Here is a 21,715-nt window from a genome sequence, read left to right as displayed (position 1 = left end):
CGAGACAAACGTCTCAAGTCCGTTTCTAGGCGGGCATCTCAAACGATGGGCAAAGGTGGAAGGTTGCACAAAGGTTTTTGTGCCAATACCTATCGCAAGTGCCAGAACATCAACACCCAGATCAGCCACGTTGTTTCTAAGCGAATTGTCCAGATTGCCAGCGAGTTTAACTCAGAGGCGATTGTCTTTGAAAACCTAAAAGGCTGGAAGGCGACAGGGGGGCGGAAACGCTCAAGCCTGCGTCAACGCTTTCATGGCTGGCTGAAGGCTAAAATCCGCGACTACACCGAAATGAAGTGGCGTGAAGCTGGCGGCAAGGTCATTGATATCGTTGCCGCCTATACCTCGAAGCTGGCTTACGACGGTTCTGGTATCGTTAAGCGTGATTCCCAGAATTACGCACTCGCAAAATTTTCCTCTAACAAGCGGTATAACGCAGACCTGAACGGTTCCAACAATATCGCCGCCAGAGGCATTATTAAGCTCACGCGCAGAAATGACCGTGAGGACCGTTCCAGCAAAAGTTCTGGACGGTCGCCTAGAAGCTGGGCTTGTCTGTGTGATCTCTGGACCAACGCTCAGGCTGGTGAGCCGGAATTGGATTCCGGCTCATTCCTGACTCAGGATAGTCTGAGATTAGCATAGGACACCTCCACCTCGGCTTTGCCAGGTGGGGAGAGCTTCATGACTATCTCGCTTACACTGACAATACAAAACAGCTTGATGAGCTTTTCAACGGGGAGTTAGTCGAATTGCCACCAGAATCCGGTGCAAATGTTGGCATTGCTAACTTTTTATTCTGTCAGTTTGCCCCCATTGTTAATTATCTCAGAGCAGGAATCGAAAACGTTTGTATTTTCTGAAACTGATACGGTGCCATTAACGCTCCCCAAATTGGCTTTTGCGTTTCTGGATCAATTCCTTTGTCATAGCTGAAAAATTCCTGGGCAGTCACACTAAACCCTAACTGAATTTGACATAAGTTTCCTTGCACATAAAATTGACATACTGAATTGGGAACAGGTTGCGCCGAAAACTGATTGGCTGTGGCTGTTACTTGTAGAACACAACCCGGCAGCTTTTCTAGATCTGTCAATGTCAGGGCATTTAGCTTCTCAGGGGTGATCCCGGCACCGCGCCACTTTAAATGATCTTTGAAGGCGTAATATTGCACCGTTATCGGTTCAGTGGCTGTTGCGGGTTGAATGACTAAAACTCGTTGGCGATAGGCTTGTTCTAGCTTCAAAGCAGGGGCTTGTTCGGCAAATAGGGCATAATTTCCAGCAATGGCAAATGGGAGAGGACGATGCCATAATTTGAGATTCACAAACCAAGCGGGCTGCGACAAGGCTTGGCTTTCATTGCTAAATTCTCCCGCTAACCATTGGGCAAGTTTGAATTCCATTTTATTAAAACTGTATTATTTCCTACAGATTCCATTGATATCAGTTATAGATCGTAAAGCGCCGATTGTTCTCAGCATTACCAATAAAATAAAAAACGAAGTCGTGTTTTCTGAGGCGAATGGACTATCAACAAATTCAGTCCGTATTAGAGACAATGATGCGCCGCTGTGAACAAGCGCAAACCCCTCTTTCTCATCAACAAGCAGAAATCCTCCAAGAAGTTCTTATTGAGATGCTGGCTTCCTCAACAACTGAACTGCCGGATGATGCTAATCCCCTTGATGAACTCACTCTAGAACAACGGGATGCTCTTTTAGAATTTATTGTGGAACAGGGAGAACAGCCTTGGAAAGCACGCATTCTTAATGATTGGTTACAAGGACGCGATTCAGGAAATGTCCAATTTTTACGAGAGGATTATGGTCCTCAGTGGCTCAATCGGGTAAAACCCTATCATGTGGCTCAATATTTAGAACAAAGCGATCGCGCTGAGGACGTCCAATTAAAAGTCGGCGATCGCGTCGAAGTCTCTAACTTAATTTGGGAATGGGTACAAGATGATGATCCCGAAAAACAAGACTGGTATCCTTGCACTGTAGTCAGTCTGTCTGAAGGAGAATACAACGGTCATCGCTACCAAAACTGTACGATTCGCTTCGATAATGGTGCAGAATGGGAACTTCCAGGGATTTATCAATGGAATCGTTATTACTGGCGTCTGGCCCAAAATAGCTAGCTTGGTAAAAAAAGTGCTGGTAGAGGACGCACAATGATAAAGTTTGATTAAATAATGTAAATGGATATTTCATCAGGAGTATCGATAATAATGATGATGAAAGCACAAGATATTATGACCCAAGATGTGGTCAAAATTAAAGGTTCAGCCCCGATTGCCGAAGCTGTTCAAGTCATGCGCGAGAAGCAAATTCGTTGTTTAATTGTTGACCGCCGTCGCGATGAGGATGCCTATGGCATTATTACCGAAACAGATATTGTGAATAAAGTAACGGCTTATGGCAAAGATCCGCAACAGGTGAAAGTGTTTGAAGTAATGACCAAACCTTGTGTTGTTATTAATCCTGAACTGGGTGTGGAATATGTTGCCCGTTTATTTGCGCAAACAAAAATTCATCATGCCCCTGTCATTCGCGGAGAATTATTAGGCTTGGTTTCTACCTCTGATATTCTCCATAAAGGCGACTTCGTGGAAAACCCGAAAGAGAAGTTTTTAGAAAAAGAGATTCAAGAGGCCATTGCTAATGCCCGGCAAGTATGCGCCGAAAAAGGTCCAACCTCAAAAGACTGTGCGGTCGCTTGGGATATTGTGGAAGAATTACAAGCCGAAGCCGCTCACCAAAAAGCGGAAAAACCCCCACAAACTGCTTTTCAAGAATATCTTGAAGAAAATCCTGAGGCAGCCGAAGCCAGAATGTATGAAGTGTAAGGTAACCTGATTGAGTCCCCTTCGATGTTTTTGACGAAATGTTGAAGGGGGATTTCATCGGCTGAGTGTTTTAAAAACGGTTTGCCATCACTCCCCACAAAATCAAGCAGCCAAAGATCAGACGATAGCCCACAAAAACCCAAGTGTTTTGTTGTTGTAGATAACGAATTAACCCCACCACTGAGAGATAAGAGAAAATAAATGTGGTGACAGTACCGATTAAGATCGGTAAAGTTTCCGCATCATTCCAGCCTTGTTCTAAGACATCGACTAATTCCACGCTCCCTGCCAGAAGAATGGTTGGAATGCCCATTAACAAGGCAAAACGAGCGGCTGTAGGACGGTCTAAGCCCATAAACAAACCAGCGGTAATGGTAATCCCCGATCGCGAGGTGCCTGGAATCAAAGCTAAGGCTTGCGCGATCCCCATCAGAATGGCATCTTGGGGTTTGAGGTCTTTTTCGGCGCGATCGCGCTTTCCGACCCAGTCTCCAAGGCCAAGGAGTAAGCCAATGCCAATGGAAGTGATAGCAATGGTCATCATACTCCGGATAGGAGACTCATCGTTGACCAACAGTTTCCAAAATATCCCACAAACCAGAATTGGCAGGGTTCCCAGTAAAATAGCAGCGGTCAAGCGCAAATCCGAATTGTAATAATCTTGTTCCCGGATTCCTTTGGCACTCCCTCGCAGCAGTTGCGTTAAATCTTGACGGAAATACCAAATAATTGCCGCAATACTCCCCAAGTGAATCACTGCAGAAAAGGTAATTCCTGGATCGCCCCAACCTAAGGCCACAGGGACGACTTTCAAATGAGCACTACTACTAATCGGTAAAAATTCGGTAATGCCTTGGACAATCCCCAAAACCACAGCTTGAAAGGCATTCATCGTCGTTTCTTCAGTTACGGTAGCGGTTTGTGCAGAAGCCGAGGGAAAAATCAAACAGAGGAGAAATCCAAGACCAACTGGAAAGAATCGGCAAAAGAACTTGGGAGATGGAGATGGTTTTCGCATTTTGATACTAGAATTTAGGAACTGCTTCGTTAACCGCTGGTTACTAATCGTTGGTTACTGTTAATGCCATTACCGATTATTTATCATCCTGATTATGTCACACCCTTACCCCCGGGACATCGTTTCCCGATGGCAAAATTTAGCCTCTTACAGGAAATTTTATTAGCCGATGACATTATCCAACCGCAACAAGTCTATCAGCCCGAGCTTCCACCGCAGGAGTGGTTAGAATTAATCCACACGCCAGACTATGTTGCCGCCTATTGTGATGGCACTCTCGATGCCAAAGCCCAACGCCGCATCGGACTGCCGTGGAGTCCAGAACTGGTGCGACGGACGTGTTTAGCGATTGGAGGCACGATTTTAACGGCAAAACTAGCTTTAGAACAGGGCTTAGCTTGTAACACCGCCGGTGGCACCCATCATGCTTTTCCCAACTATGGGGCTGGCTTTTGCATTTTTAACGACCTAGCCGTAGCACCAGCAGTCATGTTGGGTTTGGGTTTAGTGAAAAACGTTTTAATTGTGGATCTCGATGTCCATCAAGGGGATGGTACCGCTTTTGTTTTTCAAAATGACCCGCGAGTCTTTACCTTTTCTATGCACTGTGGCGATAATTTTCCCAGTCGGAAACAAGCAAGCGATTTAGATATTGTTTTGCCGCGGGGTTTAGATGATGAGGGTTATTTGCAAATTTTGGCTAAGCAGTTACCAGAGGTCTTGCAACGGGTCAATCCGGACTTGGTGTTTTATGATGCGGGAGTGGATCCTCATGTGGATGATCGCTTAGGCAAACTCGCCTTGAGCGACCGCGGCTTATATCGGCGTGATCGTCTGGTTTTAAGTACGTGTTGGGCGCAAGACTATCCCACCGCCTGTGTCATTGGCGGGGGCTATAGTGACGATTTAAAGGGTCTTGCTCAAAGACACAGCTTATTACATCGTGCGGCAACAACTGTTTTTCAGCAGTCGTTCAAGGGATAGGAACAATTAACCCCCTGCTGACTAAAAAATTAGACCAAACAGGGGGTTGATTGAGATGAATTAAAAGATTAGTGCCGTTTGCTGAAACGATTATTCAACAATGATTTTTCCATTCATACCTGCGCCACGGTGAGGCTGACAGTAGTAATCGTACTCTCCTTTCGGCGCATCTTCCGGGAACATAACGACGTGAGTTTCACCTGTACCCGATAGGAGTTTGTTCTTGCTAAGCGAACTCGCAAGCGCCTTTGATCCATCCGGAATCCCACTGCTGTCAAAGACAACATTATGGGGAGCCAGTTTATTCATCACAAACTCGACACTGTCTCCAGGATGAATGGTCAGTTTTTCCGGGACATATTGCAATTGTCCAGTATCAGACCCCATTTTCACCTGGTAAGTTTCCCCACCGCTAGTGCTGGCGTTTTCCTCGGTTTTAGCAGCAACTTCCGTTGTTTCCGTTTGTGAAGCAGCCATATCTTCAGATTCAGTGGTTGCTTCTTCTGTCGGTGCTTCCGTTTCCTCGGTTTGCACCGTTTCTTCAGTGGGAGCAGTTTGAGCGTCTGGGCTTTTCGCTTCACTGGAACCAGAACACCCGCCTAAGAGGAGGGTCACTGCTAATAGAAAAGTGAGGACAGTTTGAATTGGTTTCATTGTTTGAATTTCCCTATATGCTGAGGACGCTTAAACTTGGAAAAGTGATCGTTAAACTTAATCTGCTAGTTTTAACTGATACTCAATTTCACATTCTAGCTTAACAATTCTTTATTCAACGATGATTTTTCCGTTCATCCCCGCACCGCGGTGAGGCTGACAATAGTAGGTGTATTCCCCTTTGGGGGCATCTTTCGGGAAAGTAACACTGTAGCTCTGTCCAGGAGAGAAGAGCAGTTTGCTGGCACTGAGGGAACTGGCTAAAGATTTAGCGCCACTAGGAACGCCACTGGCATCAAAAACAACGTTATGAGGAGCGAGTTTATTCATGACAAACTCAACCGTATCTCCGGGCTTAATGGTCAGCGTTTCGGGCACATATTTTAACTGTCCGGTATCAGATCCCATTTTCACTTCATAGGTTTCTGCAAGCACGGGGCTAGCGGTAAAGACAAATGTCGCGATCGCGAATAACAGAGTAGAAAGAATTAAACCAAGTTTTTTCATTATCTTAATAACTTTAACTAACGTGACTTCAAATCAACATTGTTAATTTTACTACGACATTGTGTCAAACCTGAAGGATTACGGAAAAAAATGCCCTCTGAAGACGCTACTTAAGTATTGATCGGAAATCGCTAAAATAAAAAGGACTACCAAAAGTTCAGTGAGAGATTACCCTTTCTGAAAAAGAAGGCACTTGTCCTCACGCTTAGCTCCGGTAACCGTTGGTCAGCTATATCCCACATCTAAATTGAGAAAGTATTGTGACAGAACAATACGGCTTTAGCCAATCAGCTGTTAGTTGCCTATTGCTCGCAATCTTGTCGAATAGGACATTTTTGAATGAACGCTGCCGGATTCATTAAGCTGACCTCATCACCCCATAATTGAGAATGAGTAGCAAGCAAGCGGAAATCGAAGCAAATGCCAATTCATGGCAACGGAATTTAGCAAAGAGATTTGCCCTTGAAAAATGGGCGGAAAGAGGACTCGCCTTGCTGGGTTCGATTCCGATTTTAATCACCCTCTCGCTTACGATTCTTCTCTTATTGGAGACAGTTCTGTTTTTCCAAGATGTTTCTCTTTGGCGGTTCCTTACTGATACCCAGTGGACACCCCTGTTTGCTGCCAACCCCCAATATGGGATTTTGGTTTTAGCGAGCGCCACGTTAATGGTAAGTGTCATTGCTGCTGTAACTGCGATTCCCATTGGTGTCTTGGCAGCAGTTTATTTAGCAGAATATGCCACCCCCGATCTAAGACGCTTTCTCAAACCAGCCCTGGAAGCCTTGAGTGGCATTCCAACGGTTGTCTTTGGTTATTTTGCTCTCATCTTTTTCACCCCTTTTCTCAGAAACTTTTTTCCAGAACTATCTGCATTTAATTCTCTTAGTGCTGGCATTATTGTCGGCATTTTAATTACGCCAACTATTTCTTCTCTGAGTGAAGAAGCGTTGAGAAATGTTCCGACAACGCTTCGAGATGGCGCTTATGCACTTGGTTTTACGAAAAGTGAGATGGCGCTCAAAATTTTAATTCCAGCTGCTTTTCCTGGGATTATTGCCTCGATTACCCTTGCCATCTCTCAGGCGCTAGGGGAAACCATGATTGTTGCCATTGCTGCCGGTCAACATCCGAATTTAACCCTTAATCCCTTGGTTCCCGTAGAAACCATGACAGCGTTCATTATTCAAATCAGCTTGGGAACGGTGACCTTTGGTTCAACTGCTTTCAAAACGATTTTTACAGTAGGAACTGTTTTATTTATTATTACCCTGGTTCTGAATAGTTTTGGGAATTGGTTAATTCGTCGCACTCAGAAAGACATTACTGGCATCTTAACGCCAAAAGCAGAATCTTTAGAAAGTAAAACACCAGCAAGAAGTGCAGCCGAAGAAATTGCCTTTACCAAAACTCTGGGGGAGCGAACGAAAAATCCACAGGACAAAATGGCAGATCAGCCCGATCGCTTATGGCGAGACGAGGCATTTCGGATTTTAGCTTTGATTGCTGCGTTTATGGGCATTCTTATGCTCCTCATCCTCTTTTTTGACCTCGCACGACGGGGTTTACCCCAAATTGACTGGCAATTTCTCACCAGTTTTTCCTCTCGTAAGGCAAATGAATCGGGCATTTTAGCTCCGTTAATGGGCACAATTTGGCTCTTGGTCTTAACTGCAATTTTTGTGATTCCGATTGGGGTGGGAGCTGCGATTTATTTAGAAGAATATTACTCGGATCATTGGTTGAGTCGTTTGATTGAAATTAATATTGCGAATTTAGCGGCGGTTCCGTCAATTATTTATGGCTTGTTAGGATTAGAGTTGTTTGTTCGCTACTTGAAACCTTTGACGGGCGGCGGAACGATTCTTGCAGCAGGGTTAACGTTAACAGTAATTGTGTTACCCACGGTGATTATTGCCAGTCGTTCTGCATTGCGGGATATCCCAGAGAGTATTCGCGAAGGGGGGGTTGCCGTGGGGATGACAAAAGGACAAATGCTTCTTAATTTGGTTGTTCCCGCAGCCTTACCCGGTTTATTAACGGGAATTTTACTTGCCCTCTCTCGCGCAGTGGGAGAAACTGCAGCTTTAATTGCTGTTGGGGCTGTAGCTTGGGTTCGTTTTATCCCAGATCTACAAAGTCAATATACAGCCCTACCGGTACAAATTTTTTATTGGTTACAAGAAGTAGATACAGAAGTACAAAATAATGCTGCAGCAGCAACAATCGTTTTAATTATTTTGGTCCTATTATTAAATGTGGCTGCCGTCTTTTTAAGGGAATTTTATCGTCGAGAAATTAAATTATTTTAGAAAATTAACTAATAATTAAATGAGTAAAAATTATGCAATTTGCATTAGGGCACAAACAACAGGATATTATTTTAAATGCAAGTAACGTTTCGGTTTATTACCAAGAGCAGTGTGTATTAAATCAAATCAATTTAGCGGTGCCTCGACATCATGTTGTCGGTTTAATTGGTCCTTCTGGCTGTGGGAAAAGTACGCTTTTACGCAGCTTTAATCGTTTAAACGATCTGGTAAAAGGTGCAAAAGTAACGGGTTTAATTACGCTGAATGGTAAGAATATCTATGATGAAGATGTCAATCCGGCGGCGTTGCGGCAGCAAGTGGGAATGGTGTTCCAGCGTCCTAATCCCTTTCCCAAGTCAATCTATAACAATATTGCAGTGGGGTTGAGAGTCAATGGCTATCGGGGCGATCAAGACGAGTTAGTGGAGTATTCCCTGCGCCAAGTTGGATTATGGGACGAAGTGAAAGATCGCTTGCAGAAAAATGCTCTGACTCTTTCCGGTGGACAACAACAATGCCTCTGCATTGCTCGCGCGATCGCGCTGCAACCAGAAGTCATCTTGATGGATGAACCTTGTTCTGCCCTTGATCCGATTGCCACGGGCCGAGTGGAAGAGTTAATCCGGGAACTACAAAAAGAGTATACCTTGATTGTTGTTACTCATAACCTTAAACAAGCTTCACTCGTCTGCGATCGCGTTGCCTTTTTTGATCTCGAAGGAGAAGCGGAAAAATCTGGGCATTTGGTGGAATATGACCGCACCGAAATTATTTTCCAACGTCCCAGTCAGACAGCAACGCAAGACTATATTACCGGCAGACGAATGCGCCCCACCCTCTAGCAATGATCAGTGACCAAAGAACAAATAATTAACTCGAAACATTTTGTTCTAGTAATAATTTGCTCTGTTTAACTTGATCGGGAATTGCGATGGGATAATCTCCGGTAAAACAAGCCGAACAGAAGTGATCTGGATTTTCTCCAGTGGCTTTGAGCATTCCTTCCCAACTTAAATAAGCCAGGGAATCAACGCCAATTTGCTTGGCAATTTCATCCACTGACTTCGTTGCAGCAATCAATTGATCTTGATTGTCTGTATCAATTCCATAGAAACAAGGATGAGTGACCGGTGGAGAGGAAATTCTCATATGCACTTCAATTGCCCCTGCATCTCGCAGCGCCTGCACAATTTTACGGCTGGTGGTACCGCGAACAATGGAATCATCCACTAAGATAATCCGTTTACCATTGATAACATCCTTGAGGGGATTGAGCTTCATCCGAATTCCCGATTCCCGCATACTTTGGGTGGGTTGAATAAAGGTGCGTCCCACATAACGATTCTTAATTAACCCTTCTTCAAACGTAATTCCGGATTCATGAGAAAATCCGATCGCGGCAGGAACGCCAGAATCAGGAACAGGAATCACCGAATCTGCTTCGACATAAGATTCTCGTGCGAGTTGTTGTCCCAGTCGCAAGCGATAACTGTAGAGAGTTTCTTGATTAACCATGCTGTCGGGACGAGAGAAGTAAATCATCTCGAAGACACACAGTTTCGGTTCCGGTTTTTCTGACCAGTGGTAGGAAGCTAATCCCTCTTCCGTAATCCAAACCAGTTCTCCGGGTTCCACATCCCGTAAATATTCTGCACCGATAATATCTAATCCTGCTGTTTCCGAAGCCAGAACGTAATGCTGAGACTGTTTACCAAACGTTCCAATCACCAAAGGACGAATGCCATGGGGGTCGCGCACCCCCATTAATCCAGCCGGTGTGCCAATGACTAAGCTATAAGCACCCTGACAGCGATTAAAGGCGCTAATTGCTCCTTCTAGCCAGTCTTTTCCCGATTCTATTTCCTGCGCGATCGCGACAGCAATCATTTCCGAATCGGTGGTGGAAAGTAATTCGTAATTATCTTTTTCCAAACTTTTCTTTAGGTCTGGCGCATTCACCAGATTACCATTATGGGCGAGGGCAATTGACCCTAACCGACTCGGAATAACCACTGGTTGGGCATTGGCAATCAAGCTAGAACCGGTTGTTGAGTAGCGGGTATGACCGACTGCAAACTGACCTGGTAATTGGAGGAGGCTTTCTTCATCAAAAACACGAGCCACTAACCCCATATCTTTATGGAGACGGACACCATCGGCATTAAAGGTTGCGATTCCTGCCGATTCTTGACCGCGATGTTGCAAGGCATACAGTCCAAAGTAGCTTAATTTAGCGACATCTTCACCAGGGGCATAAACACCAAATACGGCACAAGCCTCTTCCGGCTTATCTGGAGATTCATTAACGGCAGAGATAGTGGCATGTGACATAGGGCAACGAGGAGAGAATTACCCCATTTATCTTAACAATCCCTTAACACAAAAAACAAGACTTCGTTAAGAGTCACTTAGTCATTAGTCATTAGTCATTGGTCATTGGTCATTGGTCATTAGTCATTGGACTTGGGCTTGTTTGAGTAAAGAATCGGCAAACGCGATCGCGTTCTCATCATTGTCTCCCCCAGCGAGTTGGGCGAGTTCATCCCGCCGGGTATTGGGATCGGCTAAGCGCATCACGCAAACAGTGGTGCGAGAGGAAGAAAATTGTTTCTCCACCCGAAAATGAAAGTCAGCTAAGGCGGCAACCAGAGGTTGGTGGGTAACACAAAGGACTTGCTGTTGTTGGGCCAGTTGACGGAGTTTCTGCCCGATCGCGTTGGCTACTCGCCCGGAAACCCCAGTATCAATTTCATCAAAGACAAGGGTTTGTAATTTCTGTTCAGCTTGGGAAAAGCAAGCTTTCAAAGCTAAGAGAAACCGGCTCATTTCTCCGCCAGAGGCAGTTTCGGAAAGCGGTTTTGGGGTTTCTCCAGGGTTAGGACTAAAGTAATAATTGACTTGTTCTGTGCCTTGGGCACTCGGAGCAATTTCAGTTAGCGTACAGTAAAATTGCACCTTTTCCATTGCTAAGGGTTTGAGTTCAGCAACCAGTTGTTCTTCGAGGCGAGTGGCAGCCTCTTTTCGTTGTTCACTAAGAATACCACAAGCTTCGATAAGGGTGGTGTAAGCAATATTAGTATTTTCTTCTAGGGTTTCTAAAGATTGTTCTGAATCATTGAGGCGATTGAGTTCTGCTTCGAGATCCGCTTGGTGCGCGATCGCGTCTTTTAAGTCAGGACCATATTTGCGACAAATCTGTTTCAAGGTCCGAATCCGGTCTTCTACTTCCGCCAACCGGTCTGGATCCGACTCTAAGCCTTCTCCATAGGCGTAAATTTGTTGTCCTGCTTCCACAATTTGCGTCATCGCATTTTGGACCATCTCTAATAAGGGGGCAAGCTGGGAATCATATTGCACCATTTCGGTGAGAAGATTTTCCGCATCGCCGAGAATATCTGTTCCCGCCGGGGCGTCATCATCCCGTTGATAAAGAGTTTGATAGACTTGATAACTCAGTTGCTGTAACTCTACCGCATGCAGTAAGCGATCGCGCTCTTGTTCTAACTCTTCTAATTCCGATTCTTGGTCTAATTGCGCCGAATGCAGTTCTTCTAATTGATGCTGAATCCAATCTAACCGTTGCAGACGTTCTTGTTCCGTTTGGCGTCGGGTTTCTAGGGTTTCCTTGCACTGGCTATAGGTTTCATACGCCTTCGCCACTTCTTTCCGTTGGATGAGTAAAGCTTGTCCCCCATAGGTATCAAGGAGTTCCCGTTGACGGGCGGGGATCATCAACGCCACGGTTTGTCCTTGCGCTGTAATTTCCACTAAATACGTCCGCAGTTCATTAATCAGTTGCCGGTTAATGAGAACCCCATTGACTCGCGATCGCGATCTTAACCCACTCCGCTTCAGTGACATTTCGCGACTACACACCAAGGTTTCATCATCGAGTAAATCAATTTCCTGTTCTTCCAACCACCTTTTAATTGCAGGCGTCAGGGAAAATGTGGCTTCCACTAATGCCCTTTCACTCCCCGTGCGCATAAAACGGCTGTTCACCTTACCCCCTAAAGCAGCATCAATGGCGTCGAGGATAATCGATTTTCCCGCCCCTGTTTCTCCCGTGAGGACATTCAAGCCTGTACCTAAATCAAGTTCCAGTTGATCGACTAAAGCAAAATTCTCAATTCTGAGGGAAATTAACATGGGCGTTCTGGCAATGGGGTTGCTTTTTATCCCCTATAGTAGAGGGTCCAACAAATTTTAACTTGCACTGGCTATCCTAAGGGACTTGTCTATGGAGTGACGCGATCACCCTTCTCAAGAGAAATCCAGGGTAAGGGTTCAAGGAGGGTTAAACTTGTCCTGATCCCTTACCCTTTCAGGTTAAAGCCTCAAATCCCCCTTTTCGCCACCTAAAGTTTTCCATAAACTGGGAGAGTGGCGCCACGAACTTCTCTTGCCGCTTCTGAAGCCAGATAACAAATTGCTTCTGCCAGTGATTCTGGTTTAACCCATTGATCGGCTTGGTCGCTTCCCATCGCTTCGCGGTTGGTGGGGGTATCAATAATGCTGGGAAGCACACAATTGGCGGTAATATTATCGTAATTTTTCACCTCTTCAGCAAGGGCTTGGGTCAGGGCAACAACACCGGCTTTAGATGCACAGTAAGAGGCGAGTCCTCCCATGGGTTGTACAGCCCCTTTTGAACCAACGGTTACAATGCGTCCATAACCCGCGTTAATCATGGCACGGAGGCTGTGTTTACAAACTAAGAAGGTGGTGTCGAGGTTGAGCTGGAAGTCTTTTTTCCAGTCCTCATAACTGTAATCAACCAGTTGTCCCATAGAAAAGCCCCCAACGAGATGAATTAAAACGTCAACCCGTCCCATATCTTCGATCAGTTGCGCGATCGCGCTTTCTTTGGTTAAATCCAATGTGACAAAGCGAATACTGGCAAATTCAGTGGGTGATAAAATTTGCTTGAGACGCTCGACTGAAGCTTCACTGCGATACGGAATCGTGAGTTTTGCCCCTCGTTTGACGACTGTAGGCGTAACACCTAAACCTAAACCGCCGGTGCCACCGGTAAGAAGAACTTGTTTCCCTTCCATGTTGAATCATTCCTTATTTGCTCTTCCCTCAACTTAGCAAACGTCCTCAAGGAATGAACCCGAATGCATACCTACGGCGCGGGCTTTCGCCCTACGGGTTCACAAGCCTTGAGCGTTGCTCAACTGCAAAAATTCTGCAAAAAGTCTTTTATGATGGGGGGAGTATTTGTAATTGCTGTCGCAAGCGATCCATCGCGCAAACTCACTGATGAAACAATCTCCCATTCTGCACCTAGAAGGCGTTAGTAAAAAGTATTCTCGTCAAGGCATCCCAGCTGTCAATCAAGTTAGCTTCACGTTACCCCAAGGGCATTTACTGAGCTTATTAGGACCGTCTGGGTGCGGAAAAACGACGCTTTTGCGGCTGATTGCGGGGTTTGAGCAACCGTTACAGGGTAAGATTACGATTGCTGGGAAAGTAGTTGCTGATGCCACGTCTAATGTGCCCCCAGAACGGCGGGATGTGGGAATGGTGTTTCAAGATTATGCGCTATTTCCTCATCTGAATGTGGCGAAAAATATTGCTTTTGGTTTAAAACAACATCGCAACCAGAGTGTGGCGAACCTCAAAAAACAAGTGCAAGCCGCTTTAACTCTAGTGGGTTTAGAAGGCTTGGAACAGCGCTATCCTCATGAACTCTCTGGCGGTCAACAACAACGAGTTGCCCTAGCCCGCGCCTTAGCCCCTCGTCCTAATTTAGTCTTATTAGATGAACCGTTAAGTAATTTGGATGTACAAGTCCGCTTGCGCCTACGAACAGAGTTACGAGATATTCTCAAAGCTTCCGGCATTGCTGCCGTATTTGTCACTCATGATCAAGAAGAAGCCCTTTCCATTTCCGATTCTGTGGCAGTGATGCAACAGGGTAATCTAGAACAGCATGATACCCCAGAAACGGTTTATACTTACCCGGCTTCGCGTTTTGTTGCAGAATTTGTGACTCAAGGGAATTTCCTCCCGGCTTCTCGCAGTAGAAACGGCTGGGAAACGGAAGTTGGAACGTTCATTTTAGACCCCTCACAAATTTCAGATCAGGTACAAGGGGATCAGGGGGATTTAATGATTCGTCAAGAAGATATTACACTCATTCCTGATGAAGCCTCAGCAATTGTGGTGCGCGATCGCGAATTTTTAGGACGGGAACATCGCTACCGCCTACAACTTCCTTCGGGACTGCAATTACAAGCGCGAACCTATCAAAAACAACCCTTAGCCTCGCAAACGCGAGTGCGAGTAAGCTGTAATGAGGGCTTATTACATCTCTTTCCCAGTCACGCTTCAGAGGAAGCCAAAGTAGGACACCAGCAACCGCAGTTAACCCAAAAACTTTAACCATGCTTTCTACGCCAACGATTACTCGTCATCCGCATGATCACTTTCACATTGCCTTGGCCCCCTTATCGTTTGATGAAGTGTATCGTCTCGCTGATGATCCCGCCAATGGCGCAATTGTGGTCATGAGTGGCACGGTACGGGAACAAACCGCCGGGAAACCCGTGGCGTATCTGGAATATCAAGCCTATGAACCCATGGCGATCGCGCTGTTTCAACAAATTGCAGCCCACATTCGTCAGCAATGGTCGCCCGTGAATCGGGTAGTCATTCATCATCGCATTGGACGGCTTCAAATTGGGGAAATTAGTGTCCTGGTTGCAGTGGGCTGTCCTCATCGCAGTGAAGCCTTTGCCGCTTGTCAGTACGCGATCGATACTTTAAAGCACAATGCCCCCATTTGGAAGAAAGAAGCCAGCATTAACCCAGATGGAACAATTGAAGCCAACTGGGTGGATTGCCCGCGCTGTTAGGGGGATTTGTGCCAGTTCTGATTTGACTCAAGCGCGATGACAGGACTAATGCTTTGAGATCGTTAACTCAAATGGGTTTGGATTTCGAGTAGTATCCCAACACCAAGAAACAGACTACTCCAGAGATAAAATTGCACGGCAATAAACTTGGAGTTACTGACCTTTTGCGGTTGATCATGATATTGTTGCACGTGGCGCACGAGCTGATAAGCCCAAGGTAAGGCGAGAAAAATGAGTAGACTGGCAATGGGAAAATACCCCCAAGTGATCCAGAAAACTGTTAAAAGAAAGATGCTTGCCGTTAGAGCAAAGAGAACATTTGCACCGGTTTGTGTTCCTAAGCGCACAATGGGAGAGCGCTTTCCCGCTGCCAAATCATCTTCTACTTGATGGAAATGGGAACAAAAAAGGATGATCGAGGTATTAATACCGATCAGGGTCGATATGGCCAAAGCAAAGGGACTAAACGCTTGAGCTTGGGAATAGTAGGCAGCACTAATCGCAAGTGGTCCAAAACAAATGAAGCAGATCAATTCTCCTAAACCTTGATAACCCAGTCGAAAGGGCGGTCCCTGGTAAGTGTAGCCTAAGAAACAAGCGAGAAGTACTCCTCCCACTACAAGCCAATCTTGTTGTAGCCACGCGATCGCGCCCAACCCGAAAAGGGCTCCCACTAGACAAATATTACTCACCCAAAAAACTAGGGATTTATTCCCGGTAATATTCACAACTGATGTGGTTTTATTAACATCAATTCCGGTTTCAGAATCAAAAACGTCGTTGCTTAAATTTAACCAAGCAATAATGAGAATTCCTGATAGTAGAAACAGGAAAAAGATCGACCAGTCCAGTTGTTTTGTTTCCCGGTAAGCAACCAGAGTTCCCATCGTAATTGGGACTACGGCAACACTATAAATTGGAGGTTTAATTGCCGCGATCCATAATGATGTATTAATTTTTTTTACAGTTATCTTTTGGGAACTAGTTAAACGCATAAGAAAATAACAAGCTCATCGCGAGTTTACCATTAAGTGTAACGCTTCAGCGATCTCGCTTCGAGGATCGCTAAAATCGTTGTTAAGATGAATTAATAGCGAGCAATGGTTGAAATCGGATACAACATCTCCATTAGAAATATCATCTTTGTTCCCCTAAGACCAGCAAGATTATAAAATTATTTACAATTATTGCCCTCATGTCAGTGACTTCCTGCTACGCTAGAGGTTTAGCCGATGATCAAAGCCTGTCTTCCTTCTTACAAAATTGTCAGCGTCAATGCCAAGCTCGAAACGAATCGTTAATTGTTAGCGTCACACAATTGCTTTCTGCGATCGATCCGCTGGCAACTTTACAACAATTTGCTTGCCCTCACCAACGAACTTTTTATTGGGAAAATCAACAAGAAAACAGCGCGATCGCGGCCTGGGATAGCTGTCAGGAAAAAAATATTACCACCCCTCATCGCTTAGAAAAAACCCAAGCCTTTATCGATCAGTATCAAGATAAAATTATTGAAACGGGAGAAACCAATGTTGCTGAAGTGGGTGTCAAATTTTTAACCAGTTTTACATTTTTCCCTTTTTCGCCATTATCCTCTCCCTTTCCAGCCGCAACAATTTTTATTCCGAAATGGCAAGTTACTCGCCGCCAAAATTCTTGCTTTCTCACTTATAATTGCACTTTATCTGCTCAGACAAATCCGGCAACGATTCAAGCAGAAATTCAAGCTAAAATTCAAGAAATTGAAGCACACTCTCAGTCTTTAGTAAGCTTTCCTTTTCCTTTATTTTCTGTTACCAATCAACCCTTACAACACACTGAAATTAGACAAAAAAATCAGTTTAAGCAAGCCGTTGATTATGCCTTGCAAGAAATTCGAGACAACCACCTCAGTAAAATTGTTTTATCTCATCACCTTGATGTCATTTCTCAGTGTAGGTTTGATCCCTTCCTATCATTGCATGATTTACGACAAAAACACCCAGCCTGTTACATTTTTTCGGTTGGCAATGATCGAGGAACAACATTTATTGGCGCAACCCCCGAACGTTTATTTAGTCTGAGGAAGCAACGGTTAGTCAGTGATGCGTTAGCGGGTTCTGCCCCTCGTGGCAAAAGCAGAATCGCCGATCAAAAACTGGCGCAAACTCTCCTCAACAGCGAAAAAGAAAGACGAGAACATCAAGCAGTGAGTGATTATATTAGTCAACAATTAACTGCAATTGGACTCACTCCGCAACGATCGCGCCGTCAACTTTTAAAACTGAATAATATTCAACATCTGTGGACACTGATTCAAGCAGACGTTCCTAGTCATCTGAACCCTTTAGATATCGTTGCTCAACTGCATCCAACACCAGCTGTAGCCGGTGTTCCTAGCGCGATCGCGCTCGAAAAAATCCGAGAATACGAAAGTTTTGATCGGGGTCTTTATGCAGCCCCCCTGGGTTGGCTAGATACTCATGGGAATGCTGAGTTTATGGTGGGAATTCGCTCAGCAATGATTAACAAAAACCGTGCCCGTTTATACGCTGGCGCAGGGATTGTTGCGGGTTCAAACCCGGAAAAGGAATTGGCGGAAGTCCAACTCAAATTGCAAGCGATGTTAAAAGCACTGCGATAACTTTAGTCATTAGTCATTAGTCATTAGTCATTAGTCATTAGTCATTGGTCATTAGTCATTAGTCATTAGTCATTGGTCATTGGTCATTGGTCATTGGTCATTGGTCATTGGTCATTGGTCATTGGTAACTGGTAACTCTCCAGAAACTTCAATTGAGGAAAAACACCTCAACTCCTCTCCTATCAAGGGATTAGGTTAGTTTCTTTTCTTCTGTTCGGGGCATAATGCCCTTCAGGAGCTGGTAACTGATCACTGTTTAACACTAGACAAATAATTTTTCATCGGTTCGGTGGATTGAACCAAGTGCATTCCGTTGGCTTGAAAACGCTGAAAAGCAGCATCTGCTTGTTCACTAAAGTCAGCACCACCGGGAACCACTACTGGCGAGGTACAATCTTCCAACAGATAAACTTTTTTGGCTAAGTTAGGATCGCGCTGCTGGATTTCGGTCAGTAAATCATCAATAGTCCAGGCGACACAATGGCTTTTGGCTTGTCCAGCAATGATTAAATGGTCAAAGTTTAATAATTGTTCAATTAAAGCGCGATTTTCCTGCGCGATGGGGTTGCCATTGTGATCGGTCATTACTTCCGGACGTAACACCGAATAATTTTCTGTGAGCGGGTTATTCCCTTTAATTTCGTATTGGGTTTGACGTTTGCGCGCTACGGTATAGAAAAATAGAGCCTCTTCTACAGAAGACACCAAAGCATGACCAATGCTTCCCAGCTTACCGTGGTAGGGCCAGATCATCAGCGGATATTTTCCTGTACTATCCAAGTGACGGGCATAGTGAAGGGCATAGGCTTGTAAGGCGGCATCATCCCAACCTGGAAAGTTTGGTACAACTGCTGGGTTAACCTGCCAAACGCCCTGTTCAATATCCTGATGAGAGATAATTGTTGTTGCTGGGGTCGGATGTTCTCCCTTGTCATTCACCCAGAAAACGGGATGAAAAATTTGCATCGCCACATGAGTATCCATCGTGGCGATAATTTGAGTTAAGCAATGGAGATTGCGGTAAATAAACTCACATAAACGGACGTTATCCTCGATCGCGCCCTTTCCTGATTTTCCCCCCACATACAATTCAAAGCCGGGTAAACAGAAGGTATTTTGCACATCAATCAACAATAAACCAATGCGAGTCTCATCCTGATCAGCCGGGGGAATTTGCTGTTCTTGTGCCCAGGCTTCTGCTTGTGCTGCGCGATCCGGATAAGGGACTTGCCACACCTCTCGTACCTTCTCTGGATTAAAAAAAGAAGGGATCGGCAGCTCAGAAAAATGATTCATGGTGATTTCCCTTGCTCAAAAAGCGCTTTGTCTAATATTGTGACTTAGAAAGTCCGTCCCTTGGTCAGATAAGCGTTTGTAACAACCCAGATAATGGTATGAAGAGAGGGTGGAAAAGAACGCGATCAGGATGTTACTCCTTCGATCCTGGGTATTAACCAATAACCAATAACCAATGACCAATGACTAAATTAAAGAGAATCAGGATCAATTCCAAGTTCTCGTAGTCTTCTGGCGTAGCGTTCGGCTTTGCTTTCAGCTTGGCGCGATCGTTCCTCAGGGGTTAAAAATCGCTCTCCGTTCTCATCAAACCAATAGAGCCATTCCCGCGTAATTTGTTGATACGTTCCCACTTCTTTTCCAATTCCTAAACCGATTTTGTCTAACCAGATGGGAGATTCATTTCCTAACAACACATACTGCTGATTTTCTAAAGAATACACCTCTAAACGCGGTTTTCTTTTCCGTTGCGGATTATAGATCGCATAATACTGAATGCCTAAATTTTGATAAAGCTCTTTTTTTTCAGTATATTCTCCGCGACGAGTTTGGGAAACCACTTCTAACACCAAAATGGGAACCGTTTTCTCTTCCCACAGCACATAACTCAAACGTAAGTTTTCATCTAAAATGCGAGGAACACCTACACTTAAAAAGCTATCAGGAACAATTGCACTTTTTTGCGGATCGTAATAGATTCCCATATCCACCCCAAAATACCAATCCCAACGATCTGACCAAATCATGGCAAGGATACTTTGAAGGAGATTAGGAATTAAACGTTGCAGTTCATTATCCACAGGGGTATCGTCGCTATCTGGTAAATCTTCAGCAGTGGGGAGATTTTGTCGCAAAGAATAGTCTAGCATTGTTCCTTTTAATGCCATGATAAGTTCACTGCTTCTAAGATAACTCCTCATGCCCTGGGGAACTTTCTTCACCTGCGCGATCACGACTTTGTTTAACATTGTGACTTAGAAAGTCCGTCCCTTGGTAGGATAAGAGTTTGTAACAACTTGTTAAATTTAGATTCCCTGCAAAACATTTATGAGTAATCAACACGACGCGATCGCGCCTCACGGGGGGCAACTAATTAACTGCATTGCTAATGAAGCCGAAAAACAAGAATTTCTTGCCCAAGCCGAGAGCTTAGCGCGAGTGCAATTGGATCAACGAGCGGTTTCTGATCTAGAAATGATCGCTATTGGTGGCTTTAGCCCTTTACGGGGGTTTATGGAACAAGCGGACTACGAGCGAGTAGTTGAGGACATGCACCTCGAAAATGGTCTACCTTGGTCCATCCCGGTAACGCTCTCTGTTAGTGAAGAAGAAGCAGAACCCCTCAAAGAAGGGAGTTGGATTCGTCTTGACGATCCTAACGGACGCTTTCTTGGCGTTTTAGAACTTACGCAAAAGTACCGCTATAACAAAGCTCATGAAGCGATTAACGTCTACCGCACCGATGAAGAAAAACACCCCGGCGTTGCGGTAATTTATCAAAAGGGGGCCATTAACCTCGCCGGACCAATTTGGTTATTAGAGCGGGATCCCCATCCTCTCTTTCCCAATTATCAGATTGATCCCATTCAATCCCGTGCCCTTTTCCGTGAGAAAGGCTGGAACACCATTGTCGGTTTCCAAACCCGCAACCCCATCCACCGCGCCCACGAATACATTCAGAAATGCGCCCTGGAAGTGGTTGATGGCTTATTTTTACATCCGCTTGTTGGCGCCACTAAAAGCGATGATATCCCTGCTGATGTGCGGATGCGGTGTTATGAAATCATGATCAATCACTATTACCCGCAAGATCGGGTGACCCTTGCGATTTACCCCGCCGCCATGCGTTACGCGGGACCCAGAGAAGCGATTTTCCATGCCCTGGTGCGGAAAAACTACGGTTGCACCCATTTTATTGTCGGGCGCGATCATGCCGGTGTTGGCGACTACTATGGCACCTATGATGCGCAAGAAATTTTCGACGAATTTGACCCCGAAGCGTTAGGCATTACTCCCATGCGCTTTGAACATGCTTTCTACTGCAAGCGTACCAAACAAATGGCAACCACCAAAACAAGCCCTAGCACTCCCGAAGAACGACTTCACCTCTCCGGAACCAAAGTTCGGGCAATGTTACGAGAAGGACAATTACCCCCAGAAGAGTTCTCGCGTCCAGAAGTTGCTCAAGAATTAGCCAAAGCAATGCAGAAAAATTAAAGCGTATTCGGGCAATCCCCATTTCACGAAGTTTGGCAGCCAGTTTGTTATTTTCAGCGTGTGCCTGCTAAGCTTCGGTTTGGGCTTCCTACAATTCTGTTTGAGTTTGTCTGAGCTTCTGCTTGCATTTTTTTTGATATAGCAGTACGCAACGAGGTTAGGACATTTGGCTTCGGTGGTCGTGTAATAGTATCAGTTTTTTAGACCATAACTTATGTCCTAACGTGAATCCGTAGCGCTATATAAGTAATTCTTTCCTTGTTGGGAACAAGTTCTCTGCTACATCAACCGAATTGGTGTTTCCCAAGTTAATGAAAAAAGTGACAAATGCAATAATTTATATGTGAATAGTAGTAAGCAATCGCGCTCTTGTTCTAACTCTTGCAGAATC

General features: G+C 45.0%; 21 protein-coding genes and 1 pseudogene. 12 read left to right on the top strand and 10 right to left on the bottom strand.

Annotated elements, in window-relative coordinates; genetic code table 11:
• A partial coding sequence (tnpB, locus tag GVY04_05410; GenBank protein ID NBD15590.1) for an IS200/IS605 family element transposase accessory protein TnpB occupies positions 1-645 on the top strand: 645 nt, incomplete at its 5' end.
• Positions 646-823: 178 nt separating this feature from the next.
• On the opposite strand, the gene GVY04_05405 is transcribed toward tnpB, so the two are convergent.
• Entirely contained in the window at positions 824-1,405 is a 582-nt protein-coding gene (locus GVY04_05405; protein ID NBD15589.1) for a hypothetical protein, read from the bottom strand.
• Between the two features lie 119 nt (positions 1,406-1,524).
• Between GVY04_05405 and GVY04_05400 the strand changes: the two genes are divergently transcribed.
• Entirely contained in the window at positions 1,525-2,142 is a 618-nt protein-coding gene (locus GVY04_05400; protein ID NBD15588.1) for a hypothetical protein, read from the top strand.
• A gap of 90 nt (positions 2,143-2,232) precedes the next feature.
• Positions 2,233-2,850 carry a CBS domain-containing protein gene (locus tag GVY04_05395; GenBank protein ID NBD15587.1) on the top strand — a complete coding sequence of 206 codons (618 nt, stop codon included), beginning with the start codon at positions 2,233-2,235 and terminating at the stop codon, positions 2,848-2,850.
• Positions 2,851-2,920: 70 nt separating this feature from the next.
• On the opposite strand, the gene GVY04_05390 is transcribed toward GVY04_05395, so the two are convergent.
• The gene (locus GVY04_05390; protein NBD15586.1) at positions 2,921-3,793 is read right to left on the bottom strand and encodes an undecaprenyl-diphosphate phosphatase; all 873 of its coding nucleotides are present in this window, start codon (positions 3,791-3,793) and stop codon (positions 2,921-2,923) included.
• A gap of 138 nt (positions 3,794-3,931) precedes the next feature.
• Here GVY04_05390 and GVY04_05385 point away from each other — a divergent pair, with 138 nt between their 5' ends.
• Positions 3,932-4,852, top strand: a complete 921-nt coding sequence (locus GVY04_05385; protein NBD15585.1) for a histone deacetylase — start codon at positions 3,932-3,934, stop codon at positions 4,850-4,852.
• Between the two features lie 90 nt (positions 4,853-4,942).
• Here GVY04_05385 and GVY04_05380 read toward each other — a convergent pair whose 3' ends face one another.
• Positions 4,943-5,506 (bottom strand): plastocyanin, encoded by a 564-nt coding sequence (locus tag GVY04_05380; GenBank protein ID NBD15584.1) that lies wholly within the window; start codon positions 5,504-5,506, stop codon positions 4,943-4,945.
• Positions 5,507-5,617: 111 nt separating this feature from the next.
• Positions 5,618-6,013 carry a plastocyanin gene (locus tag GVY04_05375; GenBank protein NBD15583.1) on the bottom strand — a complete coding sequence of 132 codons (396 nt, stop codon included), beginning with the start codon at positions 6,011-6,013 and terminating at the stop codon, positions 5,618-5,620.
• Positions 6,014-6,402: 389 nt separating this feature from the next.
• Between GVY04_05375 and pstC the strand changes: the two genes are divergently transcribed.
• On the top strand, positions 6,403-8,325 hold the full coding sequence (pstC, locus tag GVY04_05370; protein ID NBD15582.1) for a phosphate ABC transporter permease subunit PstC: 1,923 nt from the start codon (positions 6,403-6,405) through the stop codon (positions 8,323-8,325).
• 32 nt (positions 8,326-8,357) lie between these two features.
• A complete protein-coding gene (pstB, locus tag GVY04_05365) occupies positions 8,358-9,167 on the top strand; it encodes a phosphate ABC transporter ATP-binding protein (GenBank protein NBD15581.1) in 810 nt (269 codons plus the stop codon).
• 28 nt (positions 9,168-9,195) lie between these two features.
• Here the strand turns inward: pstB and GVY04_05360 are convergent, their stop codons facing one another.
• From GVY04_05360 to fabG, 3 genes are all read right to left on the bottom strand, one after another.
• Positions 9,196-10,656, bottom strand: coding sequence for an amidophosphoribosyltransferase (locus tag GVY04_05360; GenBank protein NBD15580.1), 1,461 nt, complete (start codon positions 10,654-10,656; stop codon positions 9,196-9,198).
• 123 nt (positions 10,657-10,779) lie between these two features.
• Positions 10,780-12,474 (bottom strand): DNA repair protein RecN, encoded by a 1,695-nt coding sequence (gene recN, locus GVY04_05355; GenBank protein NBD15579.1) that lies wholly within the window; start codon positions 12,472-12,474, stop codon positions 10,780-10,782.
• A 209-nt stretch (positions 12,475-12,683) separates the two neighbouring features.
• Entirely contained in the window at positions 12,684-13,382 is a 699-nt protein-coding gene (gene fabG, locus GVY04_05350) for a 3-oxoacyl-ACP reductase FabG (GenBank protein ID NBD15578.1), read from the bottom strand.
• Positions 13,383-13,445: 63 nt separating this feature from the next.
• On the opposite strand from fabG, the gene GVY04_05345 reads away from it, so the two are divergent.
• The 3 genes from GVY04_05345 to GVY04_05335 are packed head-to-tail and all read left to right on the top strand — an operon-like array spanning position 13,446 to position 15,188.
• On the top strand, positions 13,446-13,628 hold the full coding sequence (locus GVY04_05345; GenBank protein ID NBD15577.1) for a hypothetical protein: 183 nt from the start codon (positions 13,446-13,448) through the stop codon (positions 13,626-13,628).
• Positions 13,591-14,715, top strand: a complete 1,125-nt coding sequence (locus GVY04_05340; protein NBD15576.1) for an ATP-binding cassette domain-containing protein — start codon at positions 13,591-13,593, stop codon at positions 14,713-14,715. Before GVY04_05345 ends, GVY04_05340 begins: the two co-directional genes overlap by 38 nt.
• Positions 14,716-14,717: 2 nt before the next feature.
• The gene (locus tag GVY04_05335; GenBank protein NBD15575.1) at positions 14,718-15,188 is read left to right on the top strand and encodes a molybdenum cofactor biosynthesis protein MoaE; all 471 of its coding nucleotides are present in this window, start codon (positions 14,718-14,720) and stop codon (positions 15,186-15,188) included.
• A 62-nt stretch (positions 15,189-15,250) separates the two neighbouring features.
• On the opposite strand, the gene GVY04_05330 is transcribed toward GVY04_05335, so the two are convergent.
• Positions 15,251-16,183 (bottom strand): 2-carboxy-1,4-naphthoquinone phytyltransferase, encoded by a 933-nt coding sequence (locus tag GVY04_05330; GenBank protein NBD15574.1) that lies wholly within the window; start codon positions 16,181-16,183, stop codon positions 15,251-15,253.
• A gap of 200 nt (positions 16,184-16,383) precedes the next feature.
• Between GVY04_05330 and GVY04_05325 the strand changes: the two genes are divergently transcribed.
• Positions 16,384-17,811 (top strand): isochorismate synthase, encoded by a 1,428-nt coding sequence (locus GVY04_05325; GenBank protein ID NBD15573.1) that lies wholly within the window; start codon positions 16,384-16,386, stop codon positions 17,809-17,811.
• 7 nt (positions 17,812-17,818) lie between these two features.
• A pseudogene (locus GVY04_05320) lies at positions 17,819-18,010 on the top strand (hypothetical protein).
• A 50-nt stretch (positions 18,011-18,060) separates the two neighbouring features.
• On the opposite strand, the gene GVY04_05315 reads toward GVY04_05320, so the two are convergent.
• Together GVY04_05315 and GVY04_05310 are read right to left on the bottom strand one after the other, a co-directional pair.
• Complete coding sequence (locus GVY04_05315; GenBank protein ID NBD15572.1) at positions 18,061-19,107, bottom strand: isochorismatase; 1,047 nt, start codon at positions 19,105-19,107, stop codon at positions 18,061-18,063.
• A 191-nt stretch (positions 19,108-19,298) separates the two neighbouring features.
• Positions 19,299-19,976, bottom strand: coding sequence for a hypothetical protein (locus GVY04_05310; GenBank protein NBD15571.1), 678 nt, complete (start codon positions 19,974-19,976; stop codon positions 19,299-19,301).
• Between the two features lie 178 nt (positions 19,977-20,154).
• On the opposite strand from GVY04_05310, the gene sat reads away from it, so the two are divergent.
• The gene (sat, locus tag GVY04_05305; GenBank protein ID NBD15570.1) at positions 20,155-21,324 is read left to right on the top strand and encodes a sulfate adenylyltransferase; all 1,170 of its coding nucleotides are present in this window, start codon (positions 20,155-20,157) and stop codon (positions 21,322-21,324) included.
• Positions 21,325-21,715 lie beyond the last annotated feature (391 nt).

This window comes from Cyanobacteria bacterium GSL.Bin1 (assembly GCA_009909085.1).
In the GTDB taxonomy this organism is placed as follows: Bacteria; Cyanobacteriota; Cyanobacteriia; order Cyanobacteriales; family Rubidibacteraceae; genus Halothece.
The sequence above is the reverse complement of the archived record's forward strand: the minus strand, read 5'-3'. Positions and strand labels throughout refer to the sequence as shown.

Bases quoted from the DNA above. Each gene is read 5' to 3' on its own strand.
- GVY04_05405 (NBD15589.1), bottom strand. From the start codon at position 1,405: ATGGAATTCAAACTTGCCCAATGGTTAGCGGGAGAATTTAGCAATGAA.
- GVY04_05400 (NBD15588.1), top strand. From the start codon at position 1,525: ATGGACTATCAACAAATTCAGTCCGTATTAGAGACAATGATGCGCCGC.
- GVY04_05395 (NBD15587.1), top strand. From the start codon at position 2,233: ATGATGATGAAAGCACAAGATATTATGACCCAAGATGTGGTCAAAATT.
- GVY04_05385 (NBD15585.1), top strand. From the start codon at position 3,932: ATGCCATTACCGATTATTTATCATCCTGATTATGTCACACCCTTACCC.
- GVY04_05380 (NBD15584.1), bottom strand. From the start codon at position 5,506: ATGAAACCAATTCAAACTGTCCTCACTTTTCTATTAGCAGTGACCCTC.
- GVY04_05375 (NBD15583.1), bottom strand. From the start codon at position 6,013: ATGAAAAAACTTGGTTTAATTCTTTCTACTCTGTTATTCGCGATCGCG.
- pstC (NBD15582.1), top strand. From the start codon at position 6,403: ATGAGTAGCAAGCAAGCGGAAATCGAAGCAAATGCCAATTCATGGCAA.
- pstB (NBD15581.1), top strand. From the start codon at position 8,358: ATGCAATTTGCATTAGGGCACAAACAACAGGATATTATTTTAAATGCA.
- GVY04_05360 (NBD15580.1), bottom strand. From the start codon at position 10,656: ATGTCACATGCCACTATCTCTGCCGTTAATGAATCTCCAGATAAGCCG.
- recN (NBD15579.1), bottom strand. From the start codon at position 12,474: ATGTTAATTTCCCTCAGAATTGAGAATTTTGCTTTAGTCGATCAACTG.
- fabG (NBD15578.1), bottom strand. From the start codon at position 13,382: ATGGAAGGGAAACAAGTTCTTCTTACCGGTGGCACCGGCGGTTTAGGT.
- GVY04_05345 (NBD15577.1), top strand. From the start codon at position 13,446: ATGCATACCTACGGCGCGGGCTTTCGCCCTACGGGTTCACAAGCCTTG.
- GVY04_05340 (NBD15576.1), top strand. From the start codon at position 13,591: ATGAAACAATCTCCCATTCTGCACCTAGAAGGCGTTAGTAAAAAGTAT.
- GVY04_05335 (NBD15575.1), top strand. From the start codon at position 14,718: ATGCTTTCTACGCCAACGATTACTCGTCATCCGCATGATCACTTTCAC.
- GVY04_05330 (NBD15574.1), bottom strand. From the start codon at position 16,183: ATGCGTTTAACTAGTTCCCAAAAGATAACTGTAAAAAAAATTAATACA.
- GVY04_05325 (NBD15573.1), top strand. From the start codon at position 16,384: ATGTCAGTGACTTCCTGCTACGCTAGAGGTTTAGCCGATGATCAAAGC.
- GVY04_05315 (NBD15572.1), bottom strand. From the start codon at position 19,107: ATGAATCATTTTTCTGAGCTGCCGATCCCTTCTTTTTTTAATCCAGAG.
- GVY04_05310 (NBD15571.1), bottom strand. From the start codon at position 19,976: ATGCTAGACTATTCTTTGCGACAAAATCTCCCCACTGCTGAAGATTTA.
- sat (NBD15570.1), top strand. From the start codon at position 20,155: ATGAGTAATCAACACGACGCGATCGCGCCTCACGGGGGGCAACTAATT.